General features: G+C 49.0%; 25 protein-coding genes and 1 pseudogene. 4 read left to right on the top strand and 22 right to left on the bottom strand.

Going from position 1 to position 26,735, the window contains the following annotated elements; translation table 11 throughout:
• Nucleotides 1–7 precede the first annotated feature (7 nt).
• Nucleotides 8–733 carry a DUF1995 family protein gene (locus tag IQ241_RS05860; protein ID WP_193905481.1) on the top strand — a complete coding sequence of 242 codons (726 nt, stop codon included), beginning with the start codon at nucleotides 8–10 and terminating at the stop codon, nucleotides 731–733.
• Between the two features lie 18 nt (nucleotides 734–751).
• Complete coding sequence (locus IQ241_RS05855) at nucleotides 752–1,294, top strand: DUF456 domain-containing protein (protein ID WP_193905480.1); 543 nt, start codon at nucleotides 752–754, stop codon at nucleotides 1,292–1,294.
• Here IQ241_RS05855 and IQ241_RS05850 read toward each other — a convergent pair.
• The 22 genes and pseudogenes from IQ241_RS05850 to IQ241_RS05750 all read right to left on the bottom strand — a co-directional run bounded on the left by IQ241_RS05850 (nucleotide 1,291) and on the right by IQ241_RS05750 (nucleotide 21,847).
• Nucleotides 1,291–2,490, bottom strand: a complete 1,200-nt coding sequence (locus IQ241_RS05850) for an aspartate aminotransferase (RefSeq protein WP_193905479.1) — start codon at nucleotides 2,488–2,490, stop codon at nucleotides 1,291–1,293. The genes IQ241_RS05855 and IQ241_RS05850 overlap by 4 nt on opposite strands.
• Nucleotides 2,491–2,499: 9 nt before the next feature.
• Nucleotides 2,500–3,639: an iron-containing alcohol dehydrogenase family protein gene (locus IQ241_RS05845; protein WP_193905478.1), complete on the bottom strand. Its 1,140-nt coding sequence runs from the start codon at nucleotides 3,637–3,639 to the stop codon at nucleotides 2,500–2,502.
• A gap of 82 nt (nucleotides 3,640–3,721) precedes the next feature.
• On the bottom strand, nucleotides 3,722–4,240 hold the full coding sequence (locus IQ241_RS05840; protein ID WP_193905477.1) for a Ycf51 family protein: 519 nt from the start codon (nucleotides 4,238–4,240) through the stop codon (nucleotides 3,722–3,724).
• Nucleotides 4,241–4,579: 339 nt separating this feature from the next.
• A complete protein-coding gene (locus tag IQ241_RS05835; protein WP_193905476.1) occupies nucleotides 4,580–5,146 on the bottom strand; it encodes a Uma2 family endonuclease in 567 nt (188 codons plus the stop codon).
• A gap of 2 nt (nucleotides 5,147–5,148) precedes the next feature.
• On the bottom strand, nucleotides 5,149–5,352 hold the full coding sequence (locus IQ241_RS05830) for a DUF6887 family protein (protein ID WP_193905475.1): 204 nt from the start codon (nucleotides 5,350–5,352) through the stop codon (nucleotides 5,149–5,151).
• Between the two features lie 134 nt (nucleotides 5,353–5,486).
• On the bottom strand, nucleotides 5,487–5,741 hold the full coding sequence (locus tag IQ241_RS26375) for a DUF6888 family protein (protein ID WP_390622419.1): 255 nt from the start codon (nucleotides 5,739–5,741) through the stop codon (nucleotides 5,487–5,489).
• A gap of 49 nt (nucleotides 5,742–5,790) precedes the next feature.
• Nucleotides 5,791–6,357 carry a Uma2 family endonuclease gene (locus tag IQ241_RS05825; protein WP_193905474.1) on the bottom strand — a complete coding sequence of 189 codons (567 nt, stop codon included), beginning with the start codon at nucleotides 6,355–6,357 and terminating at the stop codon, nucleotides 5,791–5,793.
• 14 nt (nucleotides 6,358–6,371) lie between these two features.
• Nucleotides 6,372–6,572: pseudogene (locus IQ241_RS26370) on the bottom strand (DUF433 domain-containing protein).
• Nucleotides 6,573–6,609: 37 nt separating this feature from the next.
• A complete protein-coding gene (locus IQ241_RS05815; RefSeq protein WP_193905473.1) occupies nucleotides 6,610–6,825 on the bottom strand; it encodes a hypothetical protein in 216 nt (71 codons plus the stop codon).
• Between the two features lie 554 nt (nucleotides 6,826–7,379).
• The gene (locus tag IQ241_RS05810) at nucleotides 7,380–8,027 is read right to left on the bottom strand and encodes a Uma2 family endonuclease (protein ID WP_193905472.1); all 648 of its coding nucleotides are present in this window, start codon (nucleotides 8,025–8,027) and stop codon (nucleotides 7,380–7,382) included.
• 818 nt (nucleotides 8,028–8,845) lie between these two features.
• Nucleotides 8,846–9,673: a hypothetical protein gene (locus IQ241_RS05805; protein ID WP_193905471.1), complete on the bottom strand. Its 828-nt coding sequence runs from the start codon at nucleotides 9,671–9,673 to the stop codon at nucleotides 8,846–8,848.
• 253 nt (nucleotides 9,674–9,926) lie between these two features.
• Nucleotides 9,927–10,145 (bottom strand): hypothetical protein, encoded by a 219-nt coding sequence (locus IQ241_RS05800; protein WP_228021420.1) that lies wholly within the window; start codon nucleotides 10,143–10,145, stop codon nucleotides 9,927–9,929.
• A gap of 123 nt (nucleotides 10,146–10,268) precedes the next feature.
• Complete coding sequence (locus IQ241_RS05795) at nucleotides 10,269–10,763, bottom strand: hypothetical protein (protein ID WP_193905470.1); 495 nt, start codon at nucleotides 10,761–10,763, stop codon at nucleotides 10,269–10,271.
• A gap of 49 nt (nucleotides 10,764–10,812) precedes the next feature.
• Nucleotides 10,813–12,537 (bottom strand): N-acetylmuramoyl-L-alanine amidase, encoded by a 1,725-nt coding sequence (locus IQ241_RS05790; RefSeq protein WP_193905469.1) that lies wholly within the window; start codon nucleotides 12,535–12,537, stop codon nucleotides 10,813–10,815.
• Nucleotides 12,538–12,688: 151 nt separating this feature from the next.
• Nucleotides 12,689–13,720, bottom strand: coding sequence for a hypothetical protein (locus tag IQ241_RS05785; RefSeq protein WP_193905468.1), 1,032 nt, complete (start codon nucleotides 13,718–13,720; stop codon nucleotides 12,689–12,691).
• Nucleotides 13,721–13,791: 71 nt separating this feature from the next.
• Nucleotides 13,792–14,340, bottom strand: coding sequence for a hypothetical protein (locus IQ241_RS05780; protein ID WP_228021419.1), 549 nt, complete (start codon nucleotides 14,338–14,340; stop codon nucleotides 13,792–13,794).
• 163 nt (nucleotides 14,341–14,503) lie between these two features.
• A complete protein-coding gene (locus IQ241_RS05775; RefSeq protein ID WP_228021418.1) occupies nucleotides 14,504–15,373 on the bottom strand; it encodes a peptidoglycan recognition protein family protein in 870 nt (289 codons plus the stop codon).
• Nucleotides 15,374–15,734: 361 nt separating this feature from the next.
• The gene (locus IQ241_RS05770) at nucleotides 15,735–16,556 is read right to left on the bottom strand and encodes a peptidoglycan-binding protein (protein ID WP_193905467.1); all 822 of its coding nucleotides are present in this window, start codon (nucleotides 16,554–16,556) and stop codon (nucleotides 15,735–15,737) included.
• Nucleotides 16,557–16,821: 265 nt separating this feature from the next.
• On the bottom strand, nucleotides 16,822–17,616 hold the full coding sequence (locus IQ241_RS05765) for a hypothetical protein (protein ID WP_193905466.1): 795 nt from the start codon (nucleotides 17,614–17,616) through the stop codon (nucleotides 16,822–16,824).
• A 357-nt stretch (nucleotides 17,617–17,973) separates the two neighbouring features.
• Nucleotides 17,974–18,759, bottom strand: coding sequence for a peptidoglycan recognition protein family protein (locus IQ241_RS05760; RefSeq protein WP_193905465.1), 786 nt, complete (start codon nucleotides 18,757–18,759; stop codon nucleotides 17,974–17,976).
• Between the two features lies 1 nt (nucleotide 18,760).
• Nucleotides 18,761–20,005, bottom strand: a complete 1,245-nt coding sequence (locus IQ241_RS05755; protein ID WP_193905464.1) for a DUF2235 domain-containing protein — start codon at nucleotides 20,003–20,005, stop codon at nucleotides 18,761–18,763.
• Between the two features lie 186 nt (nucleotides 20,006–20,191).
• Nucleotides 20,192–21,847, bottom strand: coding sequence for a vanadium-dependent haloperoxidase (locus tag IQ241_RS05750; RefSeq protein WP_193905463.1), 1,656 nt, complete (start codon nucleotides 21,845–21,847; stop codon nucleotides 20,192–20,194).
• Between the two features lie 340 nt (nucleotides 21,848–22,187).
• Between IQ241_RS05750 and IQ241_RS05745 the strand changes: the two genes are divergently transcribed.
• Both IQ241_RS05745 and IQ241_RS05740 read left to right on the top strand, forming a co-directional pair.
• Nucleotides 22,188–25,772, top strand: a complete 3,585-nt coding sequence (locus IQ241_RS05745; protein WP_193905462.1) for a WD40 domain-containing protein — start codon at nucleotides 22,188–22,190, stop codon at nucleotides 25,770–25,772.
• A 201-nt stretch (nucleotides 25,773–25,973) separates the two neighbouring features.
• Nucleotides 25,974–26,687: a Uma2 family endonuclease gene (locus IQ241_RS05740; RefSeq protein WP_193905461.1), complete on the top strand. Its 714-nt coding sequence runs from the start codon at nucleotides 25,974–25,976 to the stop codon at nucleotides 26,685–26,687.
• Nucleotides 26,688–26,735: the final 48 nt, after the last annotated feature.

Below are 26,735 nucleotides of genomic sequence, written 5' to 3'. Positions count from 1 at the left end.
AGCGCCCATGACGATTCCTTCTTCGCTCGAAGCCGCTACTGAACAAGCGATCGCGGCGACCCAGGCCGCTATCCGCGACGGCTATGGTCGCTTACAGGTGGAAATGGCGATTGCCGAGCTGAAGCAGCAGCCGATTGCCGAGCAGTTTTTGTCTGTATTTGAGCCGCTGTCTTTAAAATTCAAAGTATTTTTCCCCGATGCGGGCGCGGCGGCCCTGGCCAAGCGCGACTGGCAAAATCCCGACTTCAGCATTCGCGGCCTGACCGAAGCGCGGGAACCGGCTGCGCCTGAAGATGAGGCATTTTTGGTTGTCAACCCGTCATCGGTGGAGGTCAGTCAGGTTGAGCAGCTCTGCGAAGTGGCCCTAGACCGACCGGTGATTATTCTCAATCCTAAGTTAGAAGACGTTTCGACGATTGGGATTGGCTACGCCGGTCGGCAGCTGCGCGATCGCTTCTTGAGTACGCTAGAAACCTGCTACTACCTCAGACCGATGGAGGGCGCGGCGGTGCTGCGCTGCTATCCGCAGCCCTGGCAAATCTGGAAAGAGCAGGATGGCCAGTATGAGTTACTGACAGAGCTACCCCAGCGTCCGTCAGGAGAGGCGCTTGAGCGAATCCTCTACGGTTCGGATGAGACTCAGTCTGACAAAGATGCGTCTGAGGGCAGCAGTAAGCCGAGGCGAGGACTCCTATCAGAGCTACAGCAGCTGTTTAGGGCGCTGTCGCAATAGCGGTTTAAGAGGTTGCAGATGAATTGGTTGGTAGTGCTTTATGGGGTTTTGCTGGTTGCGATCGCGATCGGCGTCATCGGCGCATTTGTGCCAGCCCTACCTGGGATTAGCGTCATTCTAGCGGCGGTCGTGATCTGGGGCCTGGTCGTCGGCTTTGCAAAGGTGAGCTGGGCCTTGGGCATCACGGCTCTGGCGCTGCTGCTGAGTCTGATTGTGGGCTATCTGGCCGCCTATTTAGGCGCTAAGAAAGTGGGGGCGAGCCGCTGGGGGCAGATTGGAGCTGTGGCTGGGCTGCTGCTGGGATTTTTTGGCCTGCTGCCCACGCTGCCGGTGGGCGGGCCGCTGGTGGGGATTGTGCTCGGGGCGATGCTGGGTGCGTTTGTAGGCGAATTTATCTATCGTCAGGATTTAGCCCTTGGCGCGCGCACTAAGCTCTGCGCCAAAGTCAGCCTGGCCGTGGTCGTCGGCTCTTTGATCGGCAACGTGATTGAAGGCATTTTAGGGCTGACTTCGGCGGTAATTTTTGTCGTCACCACCTGGTCCACCGTCGGCGCGAGCTAGACGCTGGCCGCCATTGGGTAGCGAATGTTGGCCTGCCGCAGTCGCTCTACTGCCTCACCTAAGCGATCGCAGTCGGCAATTAGGCTAATTCGCACGTAACCTTCGCCACCTTCGCCAAAGGCACTGCCCGGAGTGACCACCACGCCGGTTTTTTGCAGCAGCATGAAGGCAAAATCCGAGGCGCTCATCTGCGGCGGGCAGGGCACCCAGAGATACATCGTCGCCTCGGGTTTAGGCACGTCCCAGCCCAGTTCGGCCAGCGCCTGGATCAGAAAATCGCGGCGACTGCGGTAGCGAGCCTGCACCTCATGCAGATAGACATCGGGCAGCTGCAACGCCGTCTCAGCCGCAGTTTGCAATGCCGAAAAAATGCCGTAATCCAGATTGGTCTTAAGCGTTCGCAGGCCCTGGATCACGTGCGGATTGCCCACCGCAAAGCCCACCCGCCAGCCGGCCATATTGTAGGTTTTGGATAGCGTATGAAACTCCACCCCCAGCGCCTTAGCTCCCGGAATTTCTAACAGGCTGGTGGGCTGATAGCCATCAAAGGCCAGCTCGGCATAGCAGAGGTCGTGGACCAGTAAAATTTCATACTGCTGGGCAAAGGCGACGATGTCTTCAAAGAACGTTCGCGGCGCAGTGGCTCCCGTAGGATTGTTGGGATAGTTGAAGTAAAGGACTTTGGCTCGCTGGGCCAGGTCTGCGGGAATGGCGTCTAGGTCAATCAGCCAGTCATTCTCAGGCTTGAGGATGAGGGGATGGATGTCGGCTCCCGCGATCGCGGGTCCCCGAAAGTGAGCCGGGTAGGCAGGCGTCGGCACCAGAACTACATCGCCCGGATTGATGTAGGCCATCGCTAAATGGCTCAGTCCTTCCTTGGAACCCAGCAGCGGCAGGGCTTCGCTATCGGGATCGAGGGTGACCTCGTAGCGGCTATGGTACCAGCTGGTAATCGCCCGGCGGAAGCTAGCGGTACCCTCAAAGGGCGGATAGCCGTGGTTGGCCGGGTCGGCAATGGCCGCGATCGCGGCGTCAACGACCGGCTGCGGTGTCGGCCCGCCGGGATTGCCCATCCCCAGGTCAATTAAATCAACGCCCTGCTCGCGGGCCTTGGCCTTGAGCTCATCCAGTCGGGCAAATACGTAGGGCGGCAGGGCTCCTAGCCGCTCAGCCGGTTGTAGCCAATCGAGTTGCATCCATCTCTCCTATGCCGAGGCTTCGACGCTTGCAGGTGTAGGGGTTGCGGCTCGCCGCTGACCTGGGGCCGTAGTCGAAACCATCGCGGCCAGCAGCTGCTCTGGGCAGACCTGAAACGGCAGACGATGAATATCTGACCCGGCCTGACAGCTTACCACCGCTGCCTGCTGGAGCTGGCTCAGGGCAATCTCACCCAGTCCCAAGTCGGCCAGCGTTTTAGGCAGTCCCAGCGTTGCGTAAAACCGCAAGAGCTGCTGCCGCGCCGTTGCTGCCAGGGCATTCCCCGGCCCCATTTCTTCAAGTCGAAGCTGCACCAGAATACCATAGGCCACCTTCTCGCCGTGCAGCGAATCGTGACTGGCGGGCAGCTGGGTCAGTCCGTTGTGAACCGCATGGGCCGCCACGGTTCGGCACTGAGCCCCGCCCATGCCGCCGATGACGCCTGCCATCAGTATGGTTGCATCCACAACCTCTTGCCAGTCGCTACCGCCCGTTTCCTGAAGCGCCGCTGCTGACTTCTGGAACAGAATATCGCGCAGTACCCGGGCCTGCTGCACTGCGCCAATCATCAGGGTCTGGTCGGAGCTGCCGCTGCTGACCGAGGCTTCGTACCATTTGGCCAGGGCGTCGCCGATACCTGCGATCAGGGTGCGCGGCGGTGCGGTAGCAACCAGGTCGTAATCCAGCAAAAGCAGGTCGGGGCAGCGAGGCAGGCTGACATCGTAGCGGAAGGCCCCCTGGTCTGAATAAATATTAGATAGAGCCGTCCAGGCGGCGCAGGTGGCGGCAGAGGTCGGGATAGTGACTATAGGTAAATTCGCCTGATGGGCCAGCAGCTTGGCCGCGTCCAGGGCCTTGCCACCGCCGACTCCGATAATCAGGTCAGCGCTGTGGCTGACGACGGCTCGATGCAAATGTTTCAGCGCGGCTTCGCTACAATCGGTTTGATAGGAGCCGGTTTCCCAGTTCAGCTCAGTCAGGGCCGGTTGGAGAAAAGGCTGGGCAATTTTTAGGGTGCGATCGCCACCTACAATCAGCGGTCGCTGTCCCAGTCGCTGGATTAGGGATGAGCTCTGCGCAATTATGCCCTGTCCCCGGATCACCTGGGCGGGGGCAATCATCAGCGGCGGTTTGAGAGCGGCGGTCATGGCATTCACCGATTGCAGCGAAAAGGCCCTTAGCAGAACGAGTTTAATGAAAAGCTAGTGTAATGCAGCCTAGACATAAATGCTAGGCCGCGCTAGCTGCACTGGCTTTGGCTAGCTGCGGCGCGTTAATCTGAATCGTCACCGGCTCACCCGTTTCCGCGTCAGGGATTGGCTGCACCTGACCCACGTACAGCAGCTCAGAAATTCCCGGACGGGGATGCACAATTGTCCGAGCCCGAATTGTCGGCGTCTGTCGGTTGCCCAATCGACTGGCCTTGAGCAGATTGCTGGCCGCCTGCTGGAGCGTCGCCTCCAGCTCGGTCTGCGTAATCGACTGGGGCACCTTGATCACAATCTGCGAGCCGCCGGAGTCAAACACGGTTGTAAAAGGCACTGAACCCGGCACCGCTGCCCGCGTAAACGGCTCGAAGCTGAGGCCAAATAGCCCCACCGTCAGCACGGCCATCAGCCCGGTGGCACCCACTAGCCGAAACCGCCAGCCCCATTTGAGAATAAACGCCAGGAGGGTCAGCCCCGCAAAGGCGAGGGTACCCAGGCCAACCCACTGGGTTGCTTGTAAAAAATCGGCGGGAGTGAGCATGGCAGAGTCCGATGGGTCCTTGAGTATGGTCAGCCGTATCTATGGCGCTGGGTCAGGTCAGATTACTGAGAATAGCGCCCTGCCTGAACCTATCCTGATCGTACCAGCCAGTTTCCCCTCTGTGGCTTGTCTGGTCGCTGAGGTATTCGTCGAAGGTGAGGCAACCCTAGCGTTAGGTCGGAGCGTTATAAACTGGCCCTGTTCAAATCGCTAGAACAATCGCGAGGGCTTCTGTGATTTGTTGCATTAGTTCATTTCCGAATTTCCCTTCGCGGAGAGTGTCGATGACCATGATGCCAAGATAGAAAACGCGATCGCAGGTTAGGAAGAATGACATCGCTATTGATATTCCACATCTTCATACAAAGTAGCCAGGGTATCTGAAAAGTTGATACTTTCCAGCCGGAAGACATCTGTCTCAGGGGTATAGTACTGCAAGACCCACAGCCCCGCTTTGTTGCGCCGAAAACACTCAACTCGGGGGTGACGAGTATTGATCAGGACATACTCTTCCAGACTGTCTAGGGTCTGGAAGTCGGCAAATTTATCACCTCGGTCAAAAGCTTCGGTAGAGTCAGAGAGAACTTCCACGACCAGCTTGGGGAAGCACTTGTAGCTTGTAGTTTCTGAATCGCGGGGGTCGCAGGTGACCATGACGTCGGGATAGTAGAAGCGATTGTGGCTCCCAATCCGCACTTTCATGTCAGCAATATAGGCTCGGCAGCCGGAACCGCGCACGTGATGGCGAAGTAAGGTAGCTAGGTTCAGCGCAAGAGTGACATGGGCATCGGTCGCCCCAGCCATCGCGTAAACTTCGCCGCCAATGTACTCGTGCTTGACGGGGCTTTCAGCCTCGAGCTGGAGGTATTCATCAGGCGTAAGGGAGGGCTGGGATGAGGCGACCATATTCAGGACTCCCTACCGCTCAGCTTTTGCCTGAAAATTGCTTCCATGGCCTTTAAGTCTTCATCAGTTTGAGGATAGGGATAGATTGGGCTGTCGGGATTTCCGCTTTGAATTAAAGCTTCGATGGCAGCATCGTCCTCGCGATGTGCCAGGACATAGGCTCTTAGTTCTTGACGAGACATCTGGCTAAAGTCAGGTTTCGACATTATTAAACCTCCATTCTTATGGTTCGCTCAAAATAATTTGAGATTCAGAAATACCACGAAAGCAATGGCTTTCCGGTCTATTGACAAATGTTCTAACCCATGAGTCTTCTCTTGCCATATGGCGTCTCAGGAAGTCATGAGGAAAATGTAATCAACTTTACGCTACATGTGGCGTTTTCAGAATTTAGCGAACCACTAAAATAAATAAGCGAACCATGAGTCCATTGTCCATTTGAGAAAACTAGAATTTCCAAGCTCTCAGTCACACCGGCAAGAATGAATACCGTTTGGGGATTTGAATTGTACCAAAACAGATGGATGGGCTGATACCCATTTGAAAGCATCTGGCATACTCCGACGCAGGTAAAAGCCTGTTCTACGGCAGGCATCGGTACAGGTGTATTAAATTTGCCTCAACCGCTAACGCTTTGAGTATAGCTACTCGTACTCTACATCCTCATATAGAATGGCTAGAGTATCTGAAAAATCCATACTTTCCAGGCGGAAGGCGTCTGTCTCGGGCGTGTAGTACTGCAAGACCCAAAGGCCCGCTTCATTGCGGCGAAAACACTCAACTCGCTGATGGCGGGTGTTGGTCAGCACATATTCTTCTAGGCTATCGAGGGCCTGATAGTCCATAAACTTATCGCCTCGGTCAAAGGCTTCGGTAGAGTCAGAGAGAACTTCCACGACCAGCTTGGGAAAGCGCTTGTAGCTTGTAGTTTCCGTATCGCGGGGGTCGCAGGTAACCATGACGTCGGGATAGTAGAAGCGATTGTGGCTCTCAATCCGCACTTTCATGTCAGCAATGTAGGCTCGGCAGCCGGTACCACGCACGTGGCTACGGAGTAAGGCAAAGAGGTTTCCGGCAATCGTGACATGGGCATCAGTCGCTCCGGCCATCGCGTAGACTTCGCCGCCAATGTACTCGTGCTTGACGGGGCTTTCGGCCTCTAGCTGGAGATATTCATCAGGCGTAAGGGAGGGCTGGGGCAAGGCAACCATAGCATTAGAACAAACTACTTGAGGGCAGCAGCACATCTGAGGCAGGCTTGGATGTCTTCAAGGGTAATGCCAGGATAGTTCCGGAGGATTTCATCGGTGCTCCAACCTGGGCAAGAAGGTCGATAATGAATTCAACGGCGAGGCGAGTCCCTTTGATAAATCGGTTTGCCGACGAGAATATTAGGGTCTATGACGATTCGAGTTTGCCAATCCATGTTCAAGGCTCCCTGCTGCTTGGCTTTTTCCTAGAAATCACTGCCATTTCTTTTGATTTCGCTTCGATGCATCGAAATTAACCAATTTTAACTCACCACCGGGGCTGTCATAGACGTCTTTCCCATCTAGAGCTGTGAAAGCTGTCAGTTCACCGTTTGTTGAGTAGTCATCTACTGCTGCTTTGGCCGCGATCGCGATTTGCTGGCGACGCTGTTCTGCCTCAATCACTATGCTCTCAGTATAGCGACTCATGCTCTAAATCCTCATATAGAGCAGCCAGGGTATCTGAAAAACGATGTTGGTAACCAGCAAGTATCGGGTCACTATTCGTAAATGCTGCTGCGATCGAAGGCTGTATCCGGAAGGCTTAAGCCCGTATTAGGAAGCTGCGTAACCCATGCTCGAAAATTTTGGGACCGCTCTGTAGGTGTTGCGTGCTGCCAGAACAGATCAGTTTTTGCTGACTGTTGAGACTGAGCCTTGATTGAGACAAGGAAATCAGCCATTTCCCTCAGCTGACTTTCGCTGAGCTGATTGATTTCTTGCTTTAGCGTTTCTCGTAGCATTGCCTGTGCTCACCGACTACTCATGCATCGATGGTAACTGATCTAGCGACGAATGGCTTTGACTGTATCGGGTCAAGCTGAGTGCCGTCCCCGCTAGCGCTACATCCTTATGCAGAGCAGCCGGGACATCGTAAAAATCAACGCTCTCCAGACGGAAGGTATCTGTATTCGGGTATGTAGAGCTGAATCGGGATAATAGACTCGATCGCACTTTCTATCCGGGCTTTCAGGACGATTGGCCTACTGGCTTCCGAGCCATTGTCGAAACTGCTTGATTAAACTGTTTTCGCCTACGGCTGTTTTTGCCTCTGACTTGGGAAAGCGCAGTTCAAGAAAGCGGGTAATATCGGTTGCTTTGAGCGGCGATAGGGCAATGCTTTGGGCGCAAATTCTGTACTGGCCTTCGGATAAGGTGTAAATGGCCAGAGAATGCGCATCGTAGCGCCAGATTTCTGGGATTCCTAATTCGGCATAAATTGAGAATCGATCTAGCGAGCTGCTGGTGATGTCTACTTCGACTGCCAGGTCGGGCGGCGGGAAGTAGGCTAAGTCAATTTGTTCGATGTCTCGTACCTGAGCCTCGTTTTGAATGTAATAGCACTGGTCTGGTTCTAATCCTTTTTTCAGGTCTTCTCGGTCGCCGGTGCGCGACCCTAAGCTGCGAATTTCCAGGTCGAGTTCTTCGGTTGCGGCTTCGATTAAGCGACCAAGTATTTTTCGGTAGCTTTCGTGGGGGTCGAGGGGCTTGCGGATTTCGAGGGTGCCGCGATCGTAGGTCAGTCGAATTGCAGGCTCGGAGTCAAAGTCCTTGATCAGGGATTGATAGGTTTGCCAGCTGATGTTTTGGAAAATGACCCGATCGGGACTTTGGATGAGTGTAGCAGTCATGGCGTTTCCCGGCAGAGAGCTATATCTAGTTTAGGCTAGGCTGATGAACCCGCGATCGCACTTTGAGTTTGTGAGGTCTGCTATAGGTCATCCGTCAGATCATGGTACTTATTTCAGTCACTCGAACTCTCTTCACGAAGAACAGGTAGAGGTCGAACAAGAGACCAAATTCGATCAACAGACGAGGAGTCTTCGGCTGAGCGAAAGAAAGCATCACGTTCTCTTGGAGTGATCGTTTTCAATAAAACGATAGTCTCCCGCACAAAATCTAGCGCTTCAGCTTTAGAAAGACCAAGCTCTCTACTAATACAATTGGCAAAATCTACTTGACAGTCCCAGAAACAAGCCATAGATGCTTCATAATCGCTTTTATCCTTACACTCTTGAACAGAGTACCAGAAATTGTTAAAACAAGTTGACTTTTCGCTCATAAAGGGCTCCAATTCGGTTCAGCATTTAGAAGTAACTGAGCAATATACCTCCGTACTGGAGAAGCAGCAATTCCAAATTCCAATTTACAGACGTAATTTTTGCCTCAACGAGGAACGAGTTTGCTAGGTTTCAGCCAATATTTAAGCTTATAAGGATTCTCGATGAGTATCATTCGACCTTGATTTTTTGTAGGCTATTGAGAAAAGAGTGCTAGTAGTGGAGATCTGTCTAACTCGAAAGCCGCTCCATTAGAACCTTTCAGTGACCTGAATACTTACTTTATTTATTTTATTTGGTGTGCCCCAAATGGGTAATGATAAAGTACTGAAATCCTTTGCTGGTGGAGGCTGAGAACAGTAAAATCATCATTTCTGGGGCACTACTTTTTATTTAATTACACCTTGAGCAACTTTATAAATATAGGAGGTCTTAGTCTCAGATTCGATATCTACCCAATCTTCCAATTTATGTTGTAACTTGTAAAACACATCGTAAGCCCGCTGGGATGCTTTTTTGGTGTAGTTTTCACTATCATCGCCATATCTAAAACTAAACTCGACTACTACTGGCTTCTCATCATCGTCTTTAGCATACCAAACAATTAAAGCACATTTACAGTCTAACTGTGGGTTTTTTCTAATACGGAATTTAGCTCCCTTCAAAACAATTTCAAGGATGATATTTCCTACAGATTTGATGTTTTCATCTTCATTGTAATTTGTAAATTCATCCGATAAGGAAGGGTATAACCGTAACACATCTCGAACTTTGCTAAAATTCTCATCAATGGGAATTGTTTGAGTTGATGAAAAGCTATATAAAACTAAAAAAGGAGATTTAATGTCTTCTTCAAATTTGTATCCCTTCTCACTGTGATTATTAGCTTTCATGTCGCGATCTTGAGAAACATAACGATCTAAGTGCCGAAACTTTAGAGTAACTTCCCTCTTGTGGGTGAGAACATCGTATCTCTCTCGAAAAATGTAGTTCTTATTATAAAAAAGCTGTTTTTTGGTGTCATAGAGCTGGATCTCTCGCCTGTCTACTATCTTCTCCAAATCGCCCTCTGAATCGAGGACAATATCGACAGCAACTTGTTTGAAAGATTGCCAAAAAGCTTTACTTGCTTTTAGGAGTTGTCTTTCATCTCCAACAAAGTGCTCTTTTCGAAGTATAACCTTATATTCTCGGGAAGTAATTTTTTCTCTATTCATTGTTTCTACTATTCGAGGGGCAATAATCTGAAAGTGATGTTGGTAAAAAGTCAAACAAAATTTGACACAAGATTTTGCTTTTAGCTATCTTGTGCATACGATTCTGGACATCGTGTCATCAACTCTAGGATCATATAAGGCTCCGTTCGGAATTAAGTTACCGGATTGTTGATTCTCTATCTAGCTGGACTTAAAGTTTTGGTCAACCTGAAATCGGTTGTTTATTTACGGACGAGTCCTAAGCTGCGAATTTCTAGGTCGAGTCTTCCGTTGCGGCTTCGATTAGGCGGCCAAGTAGTTTTCTGTAGCTTTCGTGGGGGTCGAGGGGCTTGCGGATTTCGAGGATGCCGCGATCGCAGGTCAGTCGAATGGCAGGCTCAGAGACAAAGTCCTTAATCAAGGACTGATAGGTTTGCCAGCTGATGTTTTGGAAAATGACCCGACCGGGGCTTTGGATGAGCGTATCAGTCATGGCGATTCCCAGAGGAGTAGCTATGTCTAGTTTAGAATAGGTTCATAAAGTCTACTGCCTAAACTTTTTTAACTATGCCGAGACGCTAAGGGAAACGCCTTTAATTTAAACAGGTTGATTAGATTAATGGCGACTATACTTAGTTTTTGACAGCTCTCTTTGTGCCCTCCTCCGACACCAATCGGGTGGTTGTGCTCCTGCTCCTTCTTTAATTTGCTCTAGGCGGATATCTAGCTTTAATACTTCTTCTTTAAGCTGCTTTTCCTCAGAAATAAGTGTTAGTCTTTCATAGCTTGCTTCCAGTGCGGAATAAGTTTGCACGAGTCTACGACACTCAGATTGATGATTATCACAATTAAGAGCTTTGTGGATAGTTGTAAGGACTGCACTTACAAAAGCGCAAAGTCCTGCTACTAAGCGCCCCCCATCTGGCCCAAAGAATGCAGGTTCTGTTAAAATTGTAGAACCCGCAATAACTGATAAAACTGCGGGGGCAGCTATTGTGACTATATTTAGCGGCTGAAGGATTGAAAGCCAAATCTCGTATGACCGTCTCTTTGTACGACAAATATGTAAGCGTTCAGCAATAAAATCTGAAATATTGTCTAGCCCATTCATGGTTTGACTTCGCTGCTTAATGATACGCAAGATTTTCAATGATGAACATTCAAACAAGCTGCTTATCCAAAACCTGAGGATTCAGCTGAACTAACCGGCCACTGATGAACAAATATGTGCTTAGATCGACATGCGGTGGATAGTCATTATCTGTAGAAGATCCTGAGCCTCCCATGATGCCAATTTGCTCTCCTTGTTGTAGCGTTTGTCCTACACTAACTGAAGTTTCACGTAAATGAGCATAAGCCTGATAAACTTGATATTTTTTCTCTTCATGTTGATACATGACATCTAATTGAAGGTGAACCCTTCGCCCATAGCCGCCTTCTCTACCTTGTCTGGTTACAATTCCTCCATACCAAGCTTTTACTTTTTTATTAGTAACGACGTAGTCAATGCCAATATTGCGTCCACTACTACTTCCATCAGCAGGTAAGGTTTTTAATGTCCCATCGTAATAGATAGCTTTCTGTTCTGGCTTCTTAGAATGTCCAAGTGGTTCCATATAACCACCAGTAATTGTTATATCACCTAGAAGGTGATGCAAGAAATTTTGGTAATTATTACGGTTAAGTTGATGTTCTGCAATTATAATTGGAAGATTTAAAGGACGGCTTTTAGCAATAATTAAATCATCGTCCCCATCCACTCGGGCAACTATGATCTTCTGCCCTGGGAAAATAATATCAGGATTCTGAATATCAGGGTTAATTGTTAGTAGATTGTCAAGGGTTGTATTATGGCGATCAGCAATTACCAAAAGAGTCTCTCCTGGCTTTACTATGTAAATACCTAAGCCACTTGGCCCAATTTGCTGAAGTGTTGAAGCAACATTGCCTATAATATTTTTATCGATCCACTTCTTGAAATTAGGAATATGTAAATCGTCTATGTTGTCTCCAAATATGTTGCCTGGGCAGCTAGTTGAACTTACCTGCTTATGAGCTTTAACATTTTCTCTAGGAATTTTGTATTCTGCAATCAACCATTTTATTAAGTTTACAGATGATTTTTCTTGGGCTGAAGTTAACCGATCTCCTACTTTAGCGACGTGTTCAATCCCAATACTACTACGATTTGCTTGAGCAGCATGCCAAGCTTTATCACTATCCTTAACCATTTGATATATATCGCCATTTTTGTCGATAACATAATGCGCAGAAACCTTAGATTCAGGATTTAAGAAGTGGGCTTTTGTGCTTTCATAAGTGCCTGCTGTAGTATAGTGAATTATAACTGTATCTATTTCAGCACCTGCTCGGCTGCTATGGTTCGGGCTTTCGATAAAAGCCTTGATTGATGGCTTCTTTACAGGTTCAGCAGTTCCCGCATGGTGCTTTCCATGCTGGGCATCAGCCAAAATTAGTTTGGCCTCAAAGAGTAAATTAGAAACTTTAGAAATATACTCACTATCGCCTGCATATATAGGTCCGATAAAATTAATAAATTCTTCAGCGGATCCCGTATTATTACGCCAACCTTCATAAAGAGAACGTTCCAAAAAATGCCAGTAACCTTTGATGAAAGCTTCTAGGCTTTCAAATTCACAGTATTTATCTAATCCATCACTAGCTTGGTAGTCCACTGGTATGGCAAATCCTGCCATTTTAGCTCGCCACTTTAAACCACCAAAATTGCGATGTTCGATAGCAAGCCGGCTAGTGCCTCGGCCAGATTCAAGGAGCCATTGAGCAATAGTAATTTCTTTAAGTTGGGGAAAATCTATACTTGTCTCTGCGTAAATTTTGACCAACTGGTTAAAAAGTTTACTCATTGTACCAATCCTGTAATACGTGTTTTGTAGTTGAACTATGCAGTCTGTTATTACGTCGTTTACCGGCAAAATCAAGCAGTAGAAATCGTTTTTCGAATCTAGAATAAATGGATAGTTTGAGTCATTGCCCGATATGATTTTTTTCTAGCGCTTACTGCTTGAGAGCAGCGATGACGCCTTTGAATTTTTGGGCAAGGCGAAGAAAAGTTTCCTGTTGATTAGGATTTAGAGGTAGGTTAAGATCGATTACTCCTTTCAAATTCAAAAATCGATCGAGGTCTCGCATCTTTTGAGCGTCTTGGATAAAGCTTTGAAGAAACTTCCGCTGTGAGAGTCGGTCAGCCATACCCGCCTGCTTCTGATTGGCGTGGCTTAATACTACAGCAAGCTGCTGGTTTTCTAGCAGGTCTTCATCGTGGCCTGTATTGAGCAACACTGGGACAACTTTAATCACTACATAGTCATCTTTTACCGGATTTCCTTGCTCTGAAGGCGTGAAGTACTCTATCTTGAGCCCTCGTAGCCGATACTGCACCGCTTCTACTGGACTGTTAAACAGGATATAAGCGCCGCAGCGCAGTCTGGCTTCTCCTTCAGCTCCTACCAGGGAAAAATCCAGAGAATTCTTAAATACTATTTTGTTGTCATCTCGGCGTGCGGTAAGTTTGGTTAGCTTACTGAGGGTATTGACAGCTACGGCAGCGAAGGGAAGTAGGGTCGGAAAAATTGCGCCAAAGTCTGCTTTGATGGTTTGGAGTCCGCTTAGTAGAGAGCTGTCCCCAGCTAAGTTCCGATCGACTTCGGTAATATCAATTTCCAGGTAAACGCGATCGCGCCCATCGTAGTTTTCCTGGCTAAAAATGTACTCTGAGAGCAGGTTCTCCTGCACCTGTCCAGCGGGGATATCGGCACCAAAAAAATTGATGGCTTCGGTCAGAGGAGCGCTGCCGTATTTAATTCGCGATCGCACTAGCAAATCATTGTCACTGCGCTCATCGTGATGTCCGTTAATGCAAAAGGTTTCCAGGGTAATCGTAAAGCTGCCTCCCTCCTGCACAAGCGTATCTGTCGCAGCGGGTTTACCCTCAGCTCGCTGAAGAGGGGCACCTTCTGGCTTATCTAATTCTCCCAAAGGGACATACCAAGCGGTTGCGGCATTAATTCCATTTGATGTCATAACCATTTGAGATTCCTATTTTCAACATTTACAAAGAGATTAAAGGCGATCTCTGCACACCTTTAGCTATGCTCGCGTTACATTAAAGCTATAAACTCTGCAACCGCATCCCGGCGCAACCACGGGTCAATCTCGTGCCGAAGGGCAGGACCATGGTGACGCGTGGTTCGGCGTAGCAGCCGAGCCACAAATTCCATTGCCAGCAAATGATCCAATTTCATTGCTTTTTGAAAAGCATTGCCATCGAGCGTACCAACTTTGTCAAGCACGAGATCCTTGAGTTCCTGCCCGAAATTCATCGCATTCGCGCTCACCTGCCAAGCGCCAGCCTCGATCGTGTCTGGTATAACGGAAGTGGGGTTGGTAATGTCACGCCCTTCGTTCCAATTCCATGAAGACTCAAAGCCAGCAAGAACGCGCATCACTTCTAACATAACAGCGCGTCGATGTGGGATGCCCTGCCAAGGCCCGAGCGTGTTGAATACACTGGAATAAATATCGCTAAAAGGGTTTCGCACGAATATCTCATCAGGCGCATCTTTCCCCCATGCAACTAGCTGATCAAGAAAGTCATTTGGTGGAACGCCTCTATTTGAAACGTGCTGTTTTACGGCAGTATATGTCATGGTCAGTTGGTGATGTATTTTCACTCTTGCTGAAAATGGGCTTTATAGACGGAGAGAAATTTGTTAATAGGGTATAGATTGTTTTAAAGGCTATCTTTAGGGCTTAGACAATCTCATATACTTGTATAACTTTTAGATGATGTTCGTTAGTCCGAATTAGCAGTTAGATTAAATCCAGAGATCTGAGAGCCTGTGGACCAGCAATGCCATCTTCTTCGAGGCCCACAGATCTTTGAAAGAGTATTACAGCTGATCTAGTTCCATCTCCAAATAGACCGTCAATAGGGCCAGGGTTGAAGTTCCTCTCACTCAGGCGTTTTTGAAGTTTAATTACTTCAGGGCCTGTCGAACCAACTTTTAGGGTCTGACCAGCAACATTATTCTCAAGCTCATGCAAGTCTATATGCATTTCTAGCTTATCAGCAACTGCTTTGCGCAAACGAGGTAGTTGCTTGAAGAGCCAATCACCTGGACAATCTGTATTGCTAAATTCTCGATGCCCCCTGATATTTTTAGGGCTAATGGCGCATGACTCACAAAGGGAAGCGCAAAGCTCCACCAAACTATTCCACTGGGCCTGCCCCATCTCGAAGGTCATAAAATTCCCTTCATTTTCAATACCAGGAGACTGGTTTCCCCCAGCCAGCTTTAGTGAATCTTGAAGTGCGTGAGCTGATAGAACACAAAATCCTTGTTTAACAGCGTTTAATGAACCATGTCTTCCTTCAAGGATAAAACCTCCAGTAGTATTCAAGAAGTTATGTCCTGAATCTGACCACCCTCTAGAGCGTTTATGGAAGATTTGAATATTCTTCGCAAGTCTTTTTGCACCTTCAATTGTTCCTCTGGAAGGATCATTTGGAGGATTGTTGTTATCAGTATGGTGAATCACAACAAATCGCGGAACCGTTCTTGAAAATGGCCCAGAAGGCTCTGCCTCCCATTCGTCTGTGGTTACTACTTGAGCAGTAAATAGCATATTTTTAACTCCTGAACAAAGATGAACAGCTAAATCAGCATGAGTTAATCGCAACGAAGTACGTTAATCGAATGAGTTGTTGAATTTGGGTGTCACCCAAATCTCTTAATTCTTCTTAATTTTGAGTAAGGCTGAACGGCCCCACTGATTTCGCACTCTATTAGTTCGGACCACGTAGCTTAACATGGCAAGTGCTCTCCATTCTCGACTTAGAGAATCCCTAACTTTCGACGGGTTTGAGGTCCAACCAGGGTAAGCGCAAGAAAATCGTATCCAAAGTATGCATTGGCTTTTGGGCGCTGCAGACGTGGCTAGAAGCCCCAGTTTTTCGTACTCGCCTTTCTCAATAGCTTTACCCTGTTGACATAGGCGCGGCCATTTTTCTCAATAAGGCAGTCTTTATTGATTCTTGCGCTTACCCTGGAGGTCCAACCACTCTATCTATGCTTAATCCTCTTTTATCTTGAAAAGTTGCTATCGCATTTGCAGTTTTTTCGTCATAGATGCCGTTTACATCTTCTATACTAAGAAGTTCAACATTGACTAAGGACTCTTGAACCTTTCGAACATCGCCACCTTGCATCGGGGGACTTACTAGCTTGAGAAGTCTTGCAATATTGAAACCTTCTGATGGAGATTGATCTAGGCGTTTTGCAGTCTGAGGGCCAAAGACATTGTCAACCGAAATTTGGTCGTCTGGTTTGTTCTTATTCCAGAGCTGTTGGAAAGCTTTGACCCCAATATCGCCAATATCATCTCGTACACTCCCTCCTACAAAAGTAAAGTGGAATGGATCCTTGTGATTTGTATCTCCAAGCCAATCCCATTTTTCAGCCTCTAAAGCAGTCCTCCAAGCATCAAAATCTGGAGTATCTAGAGCTAAACCGTCTTCGTGGTTGCTAAACCCTGGCCGTGCTGCGGCACCAATGTTACACTTACCCATTTCGAACCAACGTCTCAAAAGGTACTGCTGGGCTACTGTTCGATAAGCTGAAGTTATATGCAAGGTTGCCCGACGCCTCGTGATAGCTCGTCGCAGTGCCTCTTTTGCTGCGGGTTGAAGGTAAGGGTTGACTCCTGAGCTTTCTAATTTGACATTGAGATCTTCAATATTGACTAAAACACTGGGGATTAGGAGATTCATTTCATCAATAATCTGAAGGCTAAGACCTCGTACTGTACTAGTGCCGCAAGTGTTATTAGAAAGGTTATCAATCATTTGCTTGATTGTTGGCATAGTTGTTCTCCTTAATTAAACAAAAAGCGATTGTTTCAACTTCTGAAAATCATCATTTATTATGATTTATGTCAACGCCCTTAGAAAGCATTAATCTATCAAACTAATATCAAACTAAAGGAACCCAGGTTGCTATGTAGGGCTAAGTTTAATAGAGTGAAAACCATTGTGTTTACTCGATATCAAGGCACGGCTTTGAACGGATATTCGCATCATTTCTTCAATTTCCTTTGGACATTTGCAGTGCTTTTAAAGGGAGCGTACATTAAACTTTAGTATAGTTTCCAATGTCTGTGTTAGTTAGAAAACCTACAACTTCGCTGTCTTGTCTACCCGTTTTAGTTACAAATGCATCGTTACAATCAGGAATCTTGTCAATTGCCTCTTTTGCTGTTGAAAGTGTTGCTTCTTCACCTACTAAGGCAAAGGGTCTTTCTTTACTAACTTCCTGAAGGAAGTTTTGCAAGGTTGGCGACTCACTAGCTTTTGGCGATCTAAAGTACAGATATTTAAGTATGTCTTCGATGTATATTATTCCTTTAGGAAAAGCCAAAATTTCTTCGGATGAGTCGGGGCTCGTCGTCTGCCTCGTCGTCTGCGCAGTGGCGTCTTCAAGAATTGGAAGACGCCTGAGCCCTCTTCTTTCTAATTGTCGCACAATCTCATCCAGTGCGATTGTATCAGTAGAATATTTAAAGAACATTTTACTTTTAGCGGTCATAGCAACAGTGACAAGAGTAGATTGCAGTTCTCCTTGGGAAACCTGAGAAGTTAATTGAGCTAGTTCGGCACTTTTTCTAACGCTTTGAGAAGCCGCCTCAAAATTATCTTTGGCGAAATAGTATGCCAAAACGGTTCCAACCCACGTGCCAAAAAGTGGCAAAGTTGCATTAAAAACAATTTGTCCTCGCTCTGAGGCTGTGGTATCTTCATCGTCATTTACGATAATTGTTATTGACAAGATTAATGCGCTAAGAATTGCAATGACTGGAATGAACAGAGCTAGAAAGGTTCTGGCGTCTGGTGTGGTTCTGACGTCTGGTATTTTCATATCGCGCATGTCTTAATCCTCAGTTAAAGTAGGAAATGTAAACTTTTAAAACTTGAGCATGTCATTTTTTAGACTAAGCTTAATTTTTCTCCAAATGTCTTCCCAGAACGCAGACAGTTAAAACGTTCGATAATTGGGCGTTGTTGCATAAATAATTGTTTCTATGCAAGTGTTTCAGGCTTTGAAAAAATAAAGTCTGAGGATTTCTCGGGCTCACAAATGCTGAAACCTTTGCTGTGGCTGACTTGATTCATGCAATAACGCCGTATTAAACGCCTAAGACTTTGGTTTCAATGATTGAATAGAAAATGTTTATGAAGTTCGCAAACTTCAACCGTCATCGTTTGATTCTGTGCATGCATTTTTCTAAATCGCTACGTCATCAAGAGCCGCCCAAGTTTTAGGGCCAACAATGCCATCAGGAACAAGACTATGTTTTCGCTGGAATTCACGTACCGCCGCCTCAGTTCTAGAACCAAAGATACCATCTACAATATCAACTCTGACCTTTCTCTGTATCTGTTTTACTAAGTCGCCAGTCGCACCTCGTCTAAGCGTAGGTCTTGCAGTAGTACTATCCTCCATTTGCGGAATTCTTCTCAGAGGAGGCGTTGTACCTTGTAGGATTGCGTCAACTTCCGACCGAAACGCGTTCATATCAAAAAGGGGGTCAATTTTATGTCCGGGGGCATATTCCTTGTGTCCGCAGCACATAATGGTTCCTTTATTGATTTTCTTCAAGATTGCTGCGACACCGTGTCGATAGGCATCCATCTGTATATCTGGCCAGGGGAAATCGTTATTCAATCCAGTATTCTCTGCCTCAATGCCAATGAAGTTAGTATTGCCGGTTGTAATGCCTTGCCACACACCACTTCCAGCATGGTTTGCTTTACCAGCAGCAACCACATAGTACGTTCCATCTCGCCCAAGGCAAAGTTGGGAAAGAGGGCCGCTAAGATTAGGATGGCCGTTCTTGACGATTTGAAGGCTAGGCATATTTCCATTCCTTGGGCCAGCTGTGTGGTGACAAACAACGCCTTTTACAGTACCTATGTCACCTTTACCTCGATCTTCCCAACCATCGACTAAAGCAACTTTGAGGCCAGCATCTTGAAGTACTTTCGGCAACCAAATCAAAGAAAATGGCATCTTATTCTACACCTCCGTCGGCATTGGGTAAATCTTCATCTGGTATTGCATCCTTTTCTTCGATAGTGATACCACATCCATCAATTTCATCGTCTGTAGCTTCAAAAGCATCGACTTTACTTGCTTCATCTTGCCCCCAGGAATCGAGATAGCCTTTAAAGGCTGCCAAGTTCTCTGGTTTATAGTCCACCTTTTCACTTTTCCAGCGAATCTTAAGGTACTCACTTAAGTCTTTTTGGTTGTTTATCTCGCGCAAATGATTGCCTCTAAAACCAAACTTAGTAGGGCCGCCATTCAAAAAAGGAACTTCAGGGTCTGGATAAATTCCGAGTTTCAGTGATTCGTTATCAGCGCTATACTGTACACGACTTTCATCAAATTCTAGTCCTATACCAAGACTTCGAATTCTATTTATCATCCATTGTAAAGTGCAGTCTGAGAGTCCTCGATGACCTTGTGTACCGCCACCGACACAACCATGCTCGCCAGCAAACCACATTTCTTGAACTTGATCAGGAATTGTTGGATTTGGTGTCATAGGAGTAACTTGAAATACCTTTCGGTGCTCGTCAACTGCTACTGCATGTAAGGCATGTTGAACAAACTTACTCAGACTTGTGTCGAGGAACTCGTATTTTTTCTGATTCCGCTCAGACAGATCAAGAAATCTTATGACCTCTGGCAAATCTACAAAATTAGGAATACCTAAAGCTCCTACAGTATCCCAGCAGCCAAGGAGCGTAATTTTTACTGTTTGAGATCCGTGGGTTTGCCAAAAGTCTCTTATTTTTTCATTATTTGAGTTCTTTGTAGAAGCTTCTTGATCTTTGAATTCAACGTTGTTTCGTTCTCGATACAAATCATAAGCCTTTCTAGAACTTCGAATTTGTTGTCTAGGCAAAAGGCCACAGTAACTCATCATTCCTGCTAGACTTCGAACAGTATAAGCTCCACGACTAAAACCAAATAGATAGATCTCATCTACGTCTGGGCAGTAATTGAGGCATAAAAATCGATAAGCTTGGAGTATTTTTTCGTCTATTCCTCTTCCAAATGCACCTCCTCTAATTCTGTCTCCCCTTAAAGTTCCAATTCCTGAGTCATAGTAGAGTATTTGCTGCGTACCATCCTCGCTTATAGGCTTAATTGCTTGAGCAATCTTAACAACATTGGTAGGATAAACATTGTCTAACGTTTGCCAAGTTCCATCGCAACAAACTATGAGTCGTTTTTTATCAGGGGTCATATGAAGTTATTCCTCAAACAGTAGTCTTATGTATTTGATCTCTAAGCTTTAGAAATGTGAAGTCTTACTGAATTAATCAGTTGTCATCAACTAATTATTCGCATTGCATGTTTTTTGTAATGTACCAAGCATGTTTTTTTGCTGGGTGTATTCTTGGTCTCAAAGTAAAAAGGGAACCTTTCTACTTTATACAGATATCTTCCTGCCAGCAAAGGTTGTGAACTCGTATCCGCCAAAGCGTTCGTTGAATGTCGGGCGGTGATCGCGGAGTAGGGAGATCGCGACCTGTTCACCCAAGAACAAGGACTCAGTACCATCGGAGCGCCAGTGTACGCCTGCGATATTTCGGCCTATTGCAATATTGGATGCAAGTTTATTCAGCTCGCCGCCAATGGTTAGTTTGTCCTTGTCTTCGCCGGTGTAGTCCTCAAGCGTTTGACCATCCTGACTGACCTTCACAGGTTTTGAGATGGGTTGATTCTCATCGAAGAACGCCTTGAGCAACGTTACACAGGCACCTGCTACCGTTGCATGTCCTGCACCGTAGGCTGGGTGAGTTGGGCTACCTTCTGGGAAAGCTAGCGGCAACAAGTAAGTTCCGTCAGTGGACTTTCCGGTGCGTGTGTTTTGCTGCTTGTTGTGTTCAAACACATGATCCAAGACAGGCTGCTTACAGGTTGAATCTGGCTTAAGGGATTCCCAAACATCGAAGTCAGTATGGCAAACATGGTTAGCATGAATGCGAGCCGCAAAAACTTCTGGGCGCAGGCGGCGATGGACGTTCCACTTTTGGAACCATACGGCCCGCAGAGCCCGTGTGGCCACCTCACATAGCGTAGCCGCAATGTAGGGGTCACCAAAAGTACCAAATGCATCCTGAGTAGCGTTGCGAAGATAGGGATTGCCTGGGTTTTTGGGTGCGCGGAGTCCTCCCAATACGGGAGTCGGATGATTAGGCCCCTGCAAGAGAATCAGCATCGCATTGAAATAGGCTTGGAACAGCACATCAATATGAACCCACTGGCTGAGATCCCGTCCGTTGCGGATATAGACCGGGCATGGATCAAAGTCTGATTTATCTGAATTGTCTTTATCGAGTTTGAAGCCTCGTTCAGCCCCGTTTTGAACGACAATATACTCATTCCAATCAGTGACGAAATCTATTTTCGGTTTGGGCGTCAGCATCTGCTGGTTGTAGCCCTGAGCGCCAAAAGGCACTGGCAGCATCAAAAACTGAGAGATATAAGGGCCTACCTTGTCACCCGGCGTTAGACCTCTGAAAAGAGTCTTCGGGGTGACTCGCAGCGTTGAGTCATCTTTAGCCCCCTTGAACTCACTGCCGAAGTCAGTTAGCTCTTCAGCCGCATCTTTAGCCCCGCCGGTGATCGCGTATTCATCAAAGGGCACATCGCGGAGCAGAGCCATCCAGTAGTTTTCAACGATTTCAGCGGCTTCTTCCTGACTATTGAACTTTGGAGCGGGTGGAACGGTAAAGGCGTGATTGTCACCGCCTGCAACTTCAAAGGCAAGACCCGCTTGAGGGTTTACCAGCTTGCGATCGCCACTTAGCCGAATCCGATCAAAAGCTTCAGGAACCCCTGACTTCAAAGCGTTAAGCAGAGATTCATAAGCTGCCCGGTCAGCTAGACCCGTCTCAGGATCGTGAAGCATTCCCTTCGTAAAGGAAGCCCGACGATCTGCGTACTTTTCGTCGTCCCCATTATTCATATGGACGGGATGAACTTCTGCCTGCTGTGCCCGCGCAGCGCATACGCGTCTTTCGAAGGCTTCATTTCTGCGTTCGGCAGGCGTTTGGGGACCGAGAGCTTCACCTTTTTTCATGAAATGACTTCCTTTTACGATGTTCTAGCTCTGAAGAAGCAGTAGTTTTACTGAGGTGAATTCAAGATAGCCCTTAAGCCAGAACGTAGATAGTCGGTAAAGTCATATAAAAGTTAGATAAAGGTCAGATGGAAAGTCCTAGAGAATGCTCTAAGATACGGATAACCAAGTATTCATGGAGCAAACGCTTTTTGGATTGCCTGCAAATAGGCCGTCTCAAGGCAGGCATCTGTCTTTTTGAGAGTGCTTTCAGGAATTTTTTTGGCCTAAAACTCAACCGAAATCATGCACGTTTTAATGAAAATACTAACTTTCTAAACAAAAATTTAAGCATTGAAAAATGGACATTGAAGAGGCACTTGCCCTGGTTGAAGGGGCTATAGAACGAGGACGATTAACTCAGGTTCAGAAACTGGTGTTTCGCCATGCGTGGGAGGGGCTATCCTATGAAGCCATCGCCCGCGCTACCGGCTACGACACCGGCTATATCAAAGACGTGGGATCAAAGCTGTGGCGGTGTCTTTCATCAGGGCTGGGGGAGTCGGTCACCAAATTTAACTTTCAGGCCGTCCTGAAGCGCCACCACCAGCAGAAGGCAGCGGAAAGTACAGCTCCCTCCTCGCCTGATTCCACAGCGCTATCTCCCGGTCAGGACTGGGGAGAAGCGGTTGACGCCTCCCACTTTTATGGTCGCGCCTCAGAACTGGAGCGCCTCAGCCAGTGGATAACCCAGGAGCAATGTCGCCTGGTCGCAATTTTAGGCATGGGCGGCGTCGGTAAGACCTCACTGTCGGTCAGGCTAGCCGAGCAGGTCCAACCGGAGTTTCAGCTGTTGTACTGGCGATCGCTCCGGGATACCCCGCCCTTCGACTGCTTCCTCGCGGCCCTGTTGCAATTTTTAGCCCAGGGACAGAACGGCGCACTGCCCGAATCCAGAAGCGCCCGGCTGACCTTGCTGATCGAAAGCCTGCGAACCGTTCGGTGTCTGCTCGTGCTCGATAACTTTGACGCCCTGTTTGAGGCAGGCCAGCCTCTAGGCACCTATCGAGCCGGCTACGCCGACTATGGCGAACTTCTACAGCGCGTCGGCGAGTCTCGTCATCAGAGCAGTCTGCTCATTACCAGCCGGGAGAAGCCCCTGGAAGTCAGCATCCTCCAGGGAGAAGAAACCCGGGTTCGTGCCCTCCAGCTGCGAGGACTGCCGCCAGCAGATGCCGAGCCGCTGCTCCAGGCCAAAGGGATCAGGGGAGCGGACGGCGCGATGCATCAGCTGATCGAACGCTACCAGGGCAATCCGCTGGCCCTCAAGATCACGGCGACCTCAATCTGCGACCTCTTTGGCGGAAACATCACGAGCTTTTTAGAGCAGGACATCGCCGTTTTCAACGGCATTTGCCAGCTGCTGAAGCGCCAGATCGAGCGGATTTCGACTCTCGAAGAAACCGTCATGTACTGGCTCGCCATCAACCGTGCGCCCGTCTCCATCGCCGAACTGCTCGCAGATATGGCACCCTCGGTTTCAGCTCCAGTTCTGCTAGAAGCGCTGGAGTCCCTGCGGGGGCGATCGCTGATTGAGCAAACGTCCCAGGGCTTTACCCAGCAGCCCGTGATGATGGAGTACGTCACGGGCCAGCTGATTGAGCGCTTTTGCGCTGAACTGACCCACTCACTCCCCAATGGCCCGACCCCTTTTCTCAAGCGTTTTGCCCTGCTAAAGGCAACCGCTAAAGACTACATCCGCAAAAATCAGATTCACATTATCGTCGCGCCGCTGGTCACCCAGGCAGAGGCTCAGGCGGGGAGTGAAGGCAAGCTGATTGACCTGATTATTCAGCGAATCCAGTACCTCCAGCAAGCAGGCCCGGCGGGCTATGCCGTGGGTAACCTGATTAATCTGTTGACCTATTTACAGGTCGATCTATCCGATTTTGACTTTTCCTACTGTCAGATCTGGCAGGCTGACTTTGTCAAAGCCAACCTGCTCAACACCGACCTGACCTGCGCCCAGGTCAGGCGGTCGGTCTTTGCCGAAACCTTTGGCGGCGTTTCCTGCACCGCCTATCGCTCAGATGGTCAGTGGCTCGCCACCAGCGACACCAGCGGCGAAGTGCAGATTTGGGATGTGTCCAGCTATCAGCAAATTACCGCTTTCAGAGTTGATGCCATCTGGACCTGGGCGGCGGCCTTTGCCCCCCAGTCTCCCCTTGCAGATGCTGACGCCGCCATTCTGGCTACCGGCGGCGACGACCGGCTGGTCAAGCTCTGGGATGCCAGCACCGGACGATGCCTGCGATCGCTACCCGGCCATACCAATACGATCAACGCGATCGCATTTCACCCCCAGGGAAAACTCCTGGCCAGCTGTAGTCAAGACGCCACCATTCGTCTCTGGCAGCTGGACGATCCCCATGTCGAAACAGTCCCCTGTCAGGTTCTAGAAGGCCATCAGGGCCGGGTCTGGTCGGCGGCCTTCAGCCCGGATGGGAAGCTGCTGGTCAGCGGAAGTGAGGACTGCACGTTGAAACGGTGGAATCTGGAGAGTATGGAATGCGATCGCACCTTCGTCGGCCATCAGTCCTGGGTGAAAACGGTGGCGATTAGCCCCGATGGGCAATCTGTTGCCAGCGGCAGCTTCAACGGCACCCTTAAGCTCTGGGATCTGTCCACCGGCGAGTGCCTGCACAGCTGGCCGGGACATCCCGCGACCGTCACCATGCTGGCCTTCAGCCCCAATGGTCAGCTGCTGGCCAGCTCCAGCTATGACCAAACCGTAAAGGTCTGGCAGGTCAGCACCCAACAGTGCGTCAGAACTCTGAGAGAACACGGCAACCGGGTCTGGTCGGTGGCCTTTAGCCCCGATGGTCAGCAGCTAGCCAGCGGCAGCGATGATCACGCGACCCGGCTGTGGGATCTCAAAACAGGCCACTGTGCTAAAACCTGGAAAGGCCATACCAACGGTATTTTATCTCTGTCGTTCAAAGCGGACGGGCAGTGGCTCGCGACCGGGCACGAAGACCAAACGATTAAGCTGTGGAATCCCCAGTCAGGAGAAGTCGTGCGAACCCTGCGAGGCCATGCCAACCGAGCCTGGTCAGTCGCCTTTGCACCGCCCACCGCCGCCTATGAAACCGATACGCTGCTGGCGAGCGGCAGTGGCGATCGCACCGTCAAGCTGTGGAATGCCGAAACCGGGCAGTGCCTATCGACTTTGCAGGGCCATACCGCCTGGGTCTGGTCGGTGGCCTTTCATCCCTACCAGCCCTGGCTGGCCAGCTGTAGCCTGGATCGAACGATCAGGCTTTATGCCGCTCAGTCAGAGCAGTGCATTCAAATTCTAGAAGGCCATCAAGACACGGTCTGGACGATTCGATTTAGCCCCGATGGGCGGTGGCTGGCCAGCGGCAGCTACGACCAAACCGTTAAGCTATGGGATCTGTCAACGGGAACCTGCTGTCATACGTTTGCCGGGCACACCGGGCCGGTGGTGGCCCTCGCCTTTAGGCCAGACGGGCGCACCTTACTGAGCGGCGGCTTCGACCGGGCGATCAGCGTTTGGGATCTTGAAACGGGGCAATCTGCTCACACGTTTCAGGGGCATACCGAACTGGTTTCTGCGATCGCGTTTCCCCCCGCCGAACCGTCAGCAAACTCCTCAGCCCCTCAGCCCGTCTTCTGGAGCGGCAGCTTCGATGAAACCCTTAATCAGTGGAGCTTAGAAACACAGACCTGCTTGAACACATGCCGCACGCCCCGACCCTACGACGGCCTGAAGATCACCGGCGTCAGCGGGCTGGCCGATGCTCAAAAAGCAACCCTAAAAGCGTTAGGTGCAACCGAAGAATCGAGCCCTCTCTCACGGATTCCCATCCCGATTCCGGAAGATTCAGCGCTTAAAGTCTCCCAACATATAGGATCAAGGATTTAATAAGATGCACAACTCCCGAGCCCTCATCCCCAACCCTTCTCCCGGGGGAGAAGGGGGCCGGATCTAGCTCCCTCTCCCCCGGGGAGAGGGCCGGGGTGAGGGCCGCGAGACATGCACAAATGGTCAAGTTATTTAATTCTCGATCCTAGGGGCATAAAACGAAACTATACTGAATGAACTGACGCCCTTAGGATTCCGTCAATGTCCACCCCAGCCACCGAATCCCTGCCAGCCCAATCAGACCCGGCTCAGCTAGACGGCATCGTCTTTCCGCTTGGCGACCTCTATAGCGATGAACCGCCCTTGGAAAGCTCTCTGCACCTGCGGCAGATTATGCTGCTGCTGACCTGTCTCGACTGGCTTTGGAAAGACCGCACTGACTACTTCTCAGCCGGTAACCTGACGATTTACTACAGTCCCCACCAGCGTAAATCTGAGGACTTTAGAGGACCTGACTTCTTTTGTGTACTCGATGCTGAGAAGCGGCCCCGTAAAAGTTGGGTCGTTTGGGAAGAAGGCGGCAAGTATCCCAATATCATCATTGAGCTGCTGTCAGACTCGACTGCTAAGACCGACCGGGGCCTGAAGAAGCAGATTTATCAGGACATCTTCCGCACGCCTGACTACTTCTGGTTCGATCCTGACAGCTTAGAATTCAAAGGCTTCCATCTGCTCGATGGTACCTATCATGAGCTTCAGCCGAATCAGCAGGGACATCTGTGGAGTCAGCAGCTGGGCCTGTACCTGGGGGTCTACGAGCAAGCCTTGCGTTACTTTACCGCTGAAGGGGAGCTAATTCCGACCCCTGAGGAATCGGCAGAACTTGCTCAAACCGCCGCTGAAGCTGAACGGCAGCGCAGTGAAAGGCTAGCTGCCAAGCTACGTGAATTAGGCGTTAATCCAGATCAGACATAGGCCGGTAATCGTTATCACAGGTCAGCTATGCTGAGGAGTTGTTAGCTC

This window comes from Vasconcelosia minhoensis LEGE 07310 (assembly GCF_015207255.1).
Classification (GTDB): domain Bacteria; phylum Cyanobacteriota; class Cyanobacteriia; order Phormidesmidales; family Phormidesmidaceae; genus Vasconcelosia; species Vasconcelosia minhoensis.
The sequence above is the reverse complement of the archived record's forward strand: the minus strand, read 5'-3'. Positions and strand labels throughout refer to the sequence as shown.

What these genes read in the sequence shown, in the direction of transcription:
- IQ241_RS05860 (WP_193905481.1), top strand. Translation starts at nt 8, where the DNA reads ATGACGATTCCTTCTTCGCTCGAAGCCGCTACTGAACAAGCGATCGCG.
- IQ241_RS05855 (WP_193905480.1), top strand. Translation starts at nt 752, where the DNA reads ATGAATTGGTTGGTAGTGCTTTATGGGGTTTTGCTGGTTGCGATCGCG.
- IQ241_RS05850 (WP_193905479.1), bottom strand. Translation starts at nt 2,490, where the DNA reads ATGCAACTCGATTGGCTACAACCGGCTGAGCGGCTAGGAGCCCTGCCG.
- IQ241_RS05845 (WP_193905478.1), bottom strand. Translation starts at nt 3,639, where the DNA reads ATGACCGCCGCTCTCAAACCGCCGCTGATGATTGCCCCCGCCCAGGTG.
- IQ241_RS05840 (WP_193905477.1), bottom strand. Translation starts at nt 4,240, where the DNA reads ATGCTCACTCCCGCCGATTTTTTACAAGCAACCCAGTGGGTTGGCCTG.
- IQ241_RS05835 (WP_193905476.1), bottom strand. Translation starts at nt 5,146, where the DNA reads ATGGTCGCCTCATCCCAGCCCTCCCTTACGCCTGATGAATACCTCCAG.
- IQ241_RS05830 (WP_193905475.1), bottom strand. Translation starts at nt 5,352, where the DNA reads ATGTCGAAACCTGACTTTAGCCAGATGTCTCGTCAAGAACTAAGAGCC.
- IQ241_RS26375 (WP_390622419.1), bottom strand. Translation starts at nt 5,741, where the DNA reads ATGCCTGCCGTAGAACAGGCTTTTACCTGCGTCGGAGTATGCCAGATG.
- IQ241_RS05825 (WP_193905474.1), bottom strand. Translation starts at nt 6,357, where the DNA reads ATGGTTGCCTTGCCCCAGCCCTCCCTTACGCCTGATGAATATCTCCAG.
- IQ241_RS05815 (WP_193905473.1), bottom strand. Translation starts at nt 6,825, where the DNA reads ATGAGTCGCTATACTGAGAGCATAGTGATTGAGGCAGAACAGCGTCGC.
- IQ241_RS05810 (WP_193905472.1), bottom strand. Translation starts at nt 8,027, where the DNA reads ATGACTGCTACACTCATCCAAAGTCCCGATCGGGTCATTTTCCAAAAC.
- IQ241_RS05805 (WP_193905471.1), bottom strand. Translation starts at nt 9,673, where the DNA reads ATGAATAGAGAAAAAATTACTTCCCGAGAATATAAGGTTATACTTCGA.
- IQ241_RS05800 (WP_228021420.1), bottom strand. Translation starts at nt 10,145, where the DNA reads ATGACTGATACGCTCATCCAAAGCCCCGGTCGGGTCATTTTCCAAAAC.
- IQ241_RS05795 (WP_193905470.1), bottom strand. Translation starts at nt 10,763, where the DNA reads ATGAATGGGCTAGACAATATTTCAGATTTTATTGCTGAACGCTTACAT.
- IQ241_RS05790 (WP_193905469.1), bottom strand. Translation starts at nt 12,537, where the DNA reads ATGAGTAAACTTTTTAACCAGTTGGTCAAAATTTACGCAGAGACAAGT.
- IQ241_RS05785 (WP_193905468.1), bottom strand. Translation starts at nt 13,720, where the DNA reads ATGGTTATGACATCAAATGGAATTAATGCCGCAACCGCTTGGTATGTC.
- IQ241_RS05780 (WP_228021419.1), bottom strand. Translation starts at nt 14,340, where the DNA reads ATGACATATACTGCCGTAAAACAGCACGTTTCAAATAGAGGCGTTCCA.
- IQ241_RS05770 (WP_193905467.1), bottom strand. Translation starts at nt 16,556, where the DNA reads ATGCCAACAATCAAGCAAATGATTGATAACCTTTCTAATAACACTTGC.
- IQ241_RS05765 (WP_193905466.1), bottom strand. Translation starts at nt 17,616, where the DNA reads ATGCGCGATATGAAAATACCAGACGTCAGAACCACACCAGACGCCAGA.
- IQ241_RS05760 (WP_193905465.1), bottom strand. Translation starts at nt 18,759, where the DNA reads ATGCCATTTTCTTTGATTTGGTTGCCGAAAGTACTTCAAGATGCTGGC.
- IQ241_RS05755 (WP_193905464.1), bottom strand. Translation starts at nt 20,005, where the DNA reads ATGACCCCTGATAAAAAACGACTCATAGTTTGTTGCGATGGAACTTGG.
- IQ241_RS05750 (WP_193905463.1), bottom strand. Translation starts at nt 21,847, where the DNA reads ATGAAAAAAGGTGAAGCTCTCGGTCCCCAAACGCCTGCCGAACGCAGA.
- IQ241_RS05745 (WP_193905462.1), top strand. Translation starts at nt 22,188, where the DNA reads ATGGACATTGAAGAGGCACTTGCCCTGGTTGAAGGGGCTATAGAACGA.
- IQ241_RS05740 (WP_193905461.1), top strand. Translation starts at nt 25,974, where the DNA reads ATGTCCACCCCAGCCACCGAATCCCTGCCAGCCCAATCAGACCCGGCT.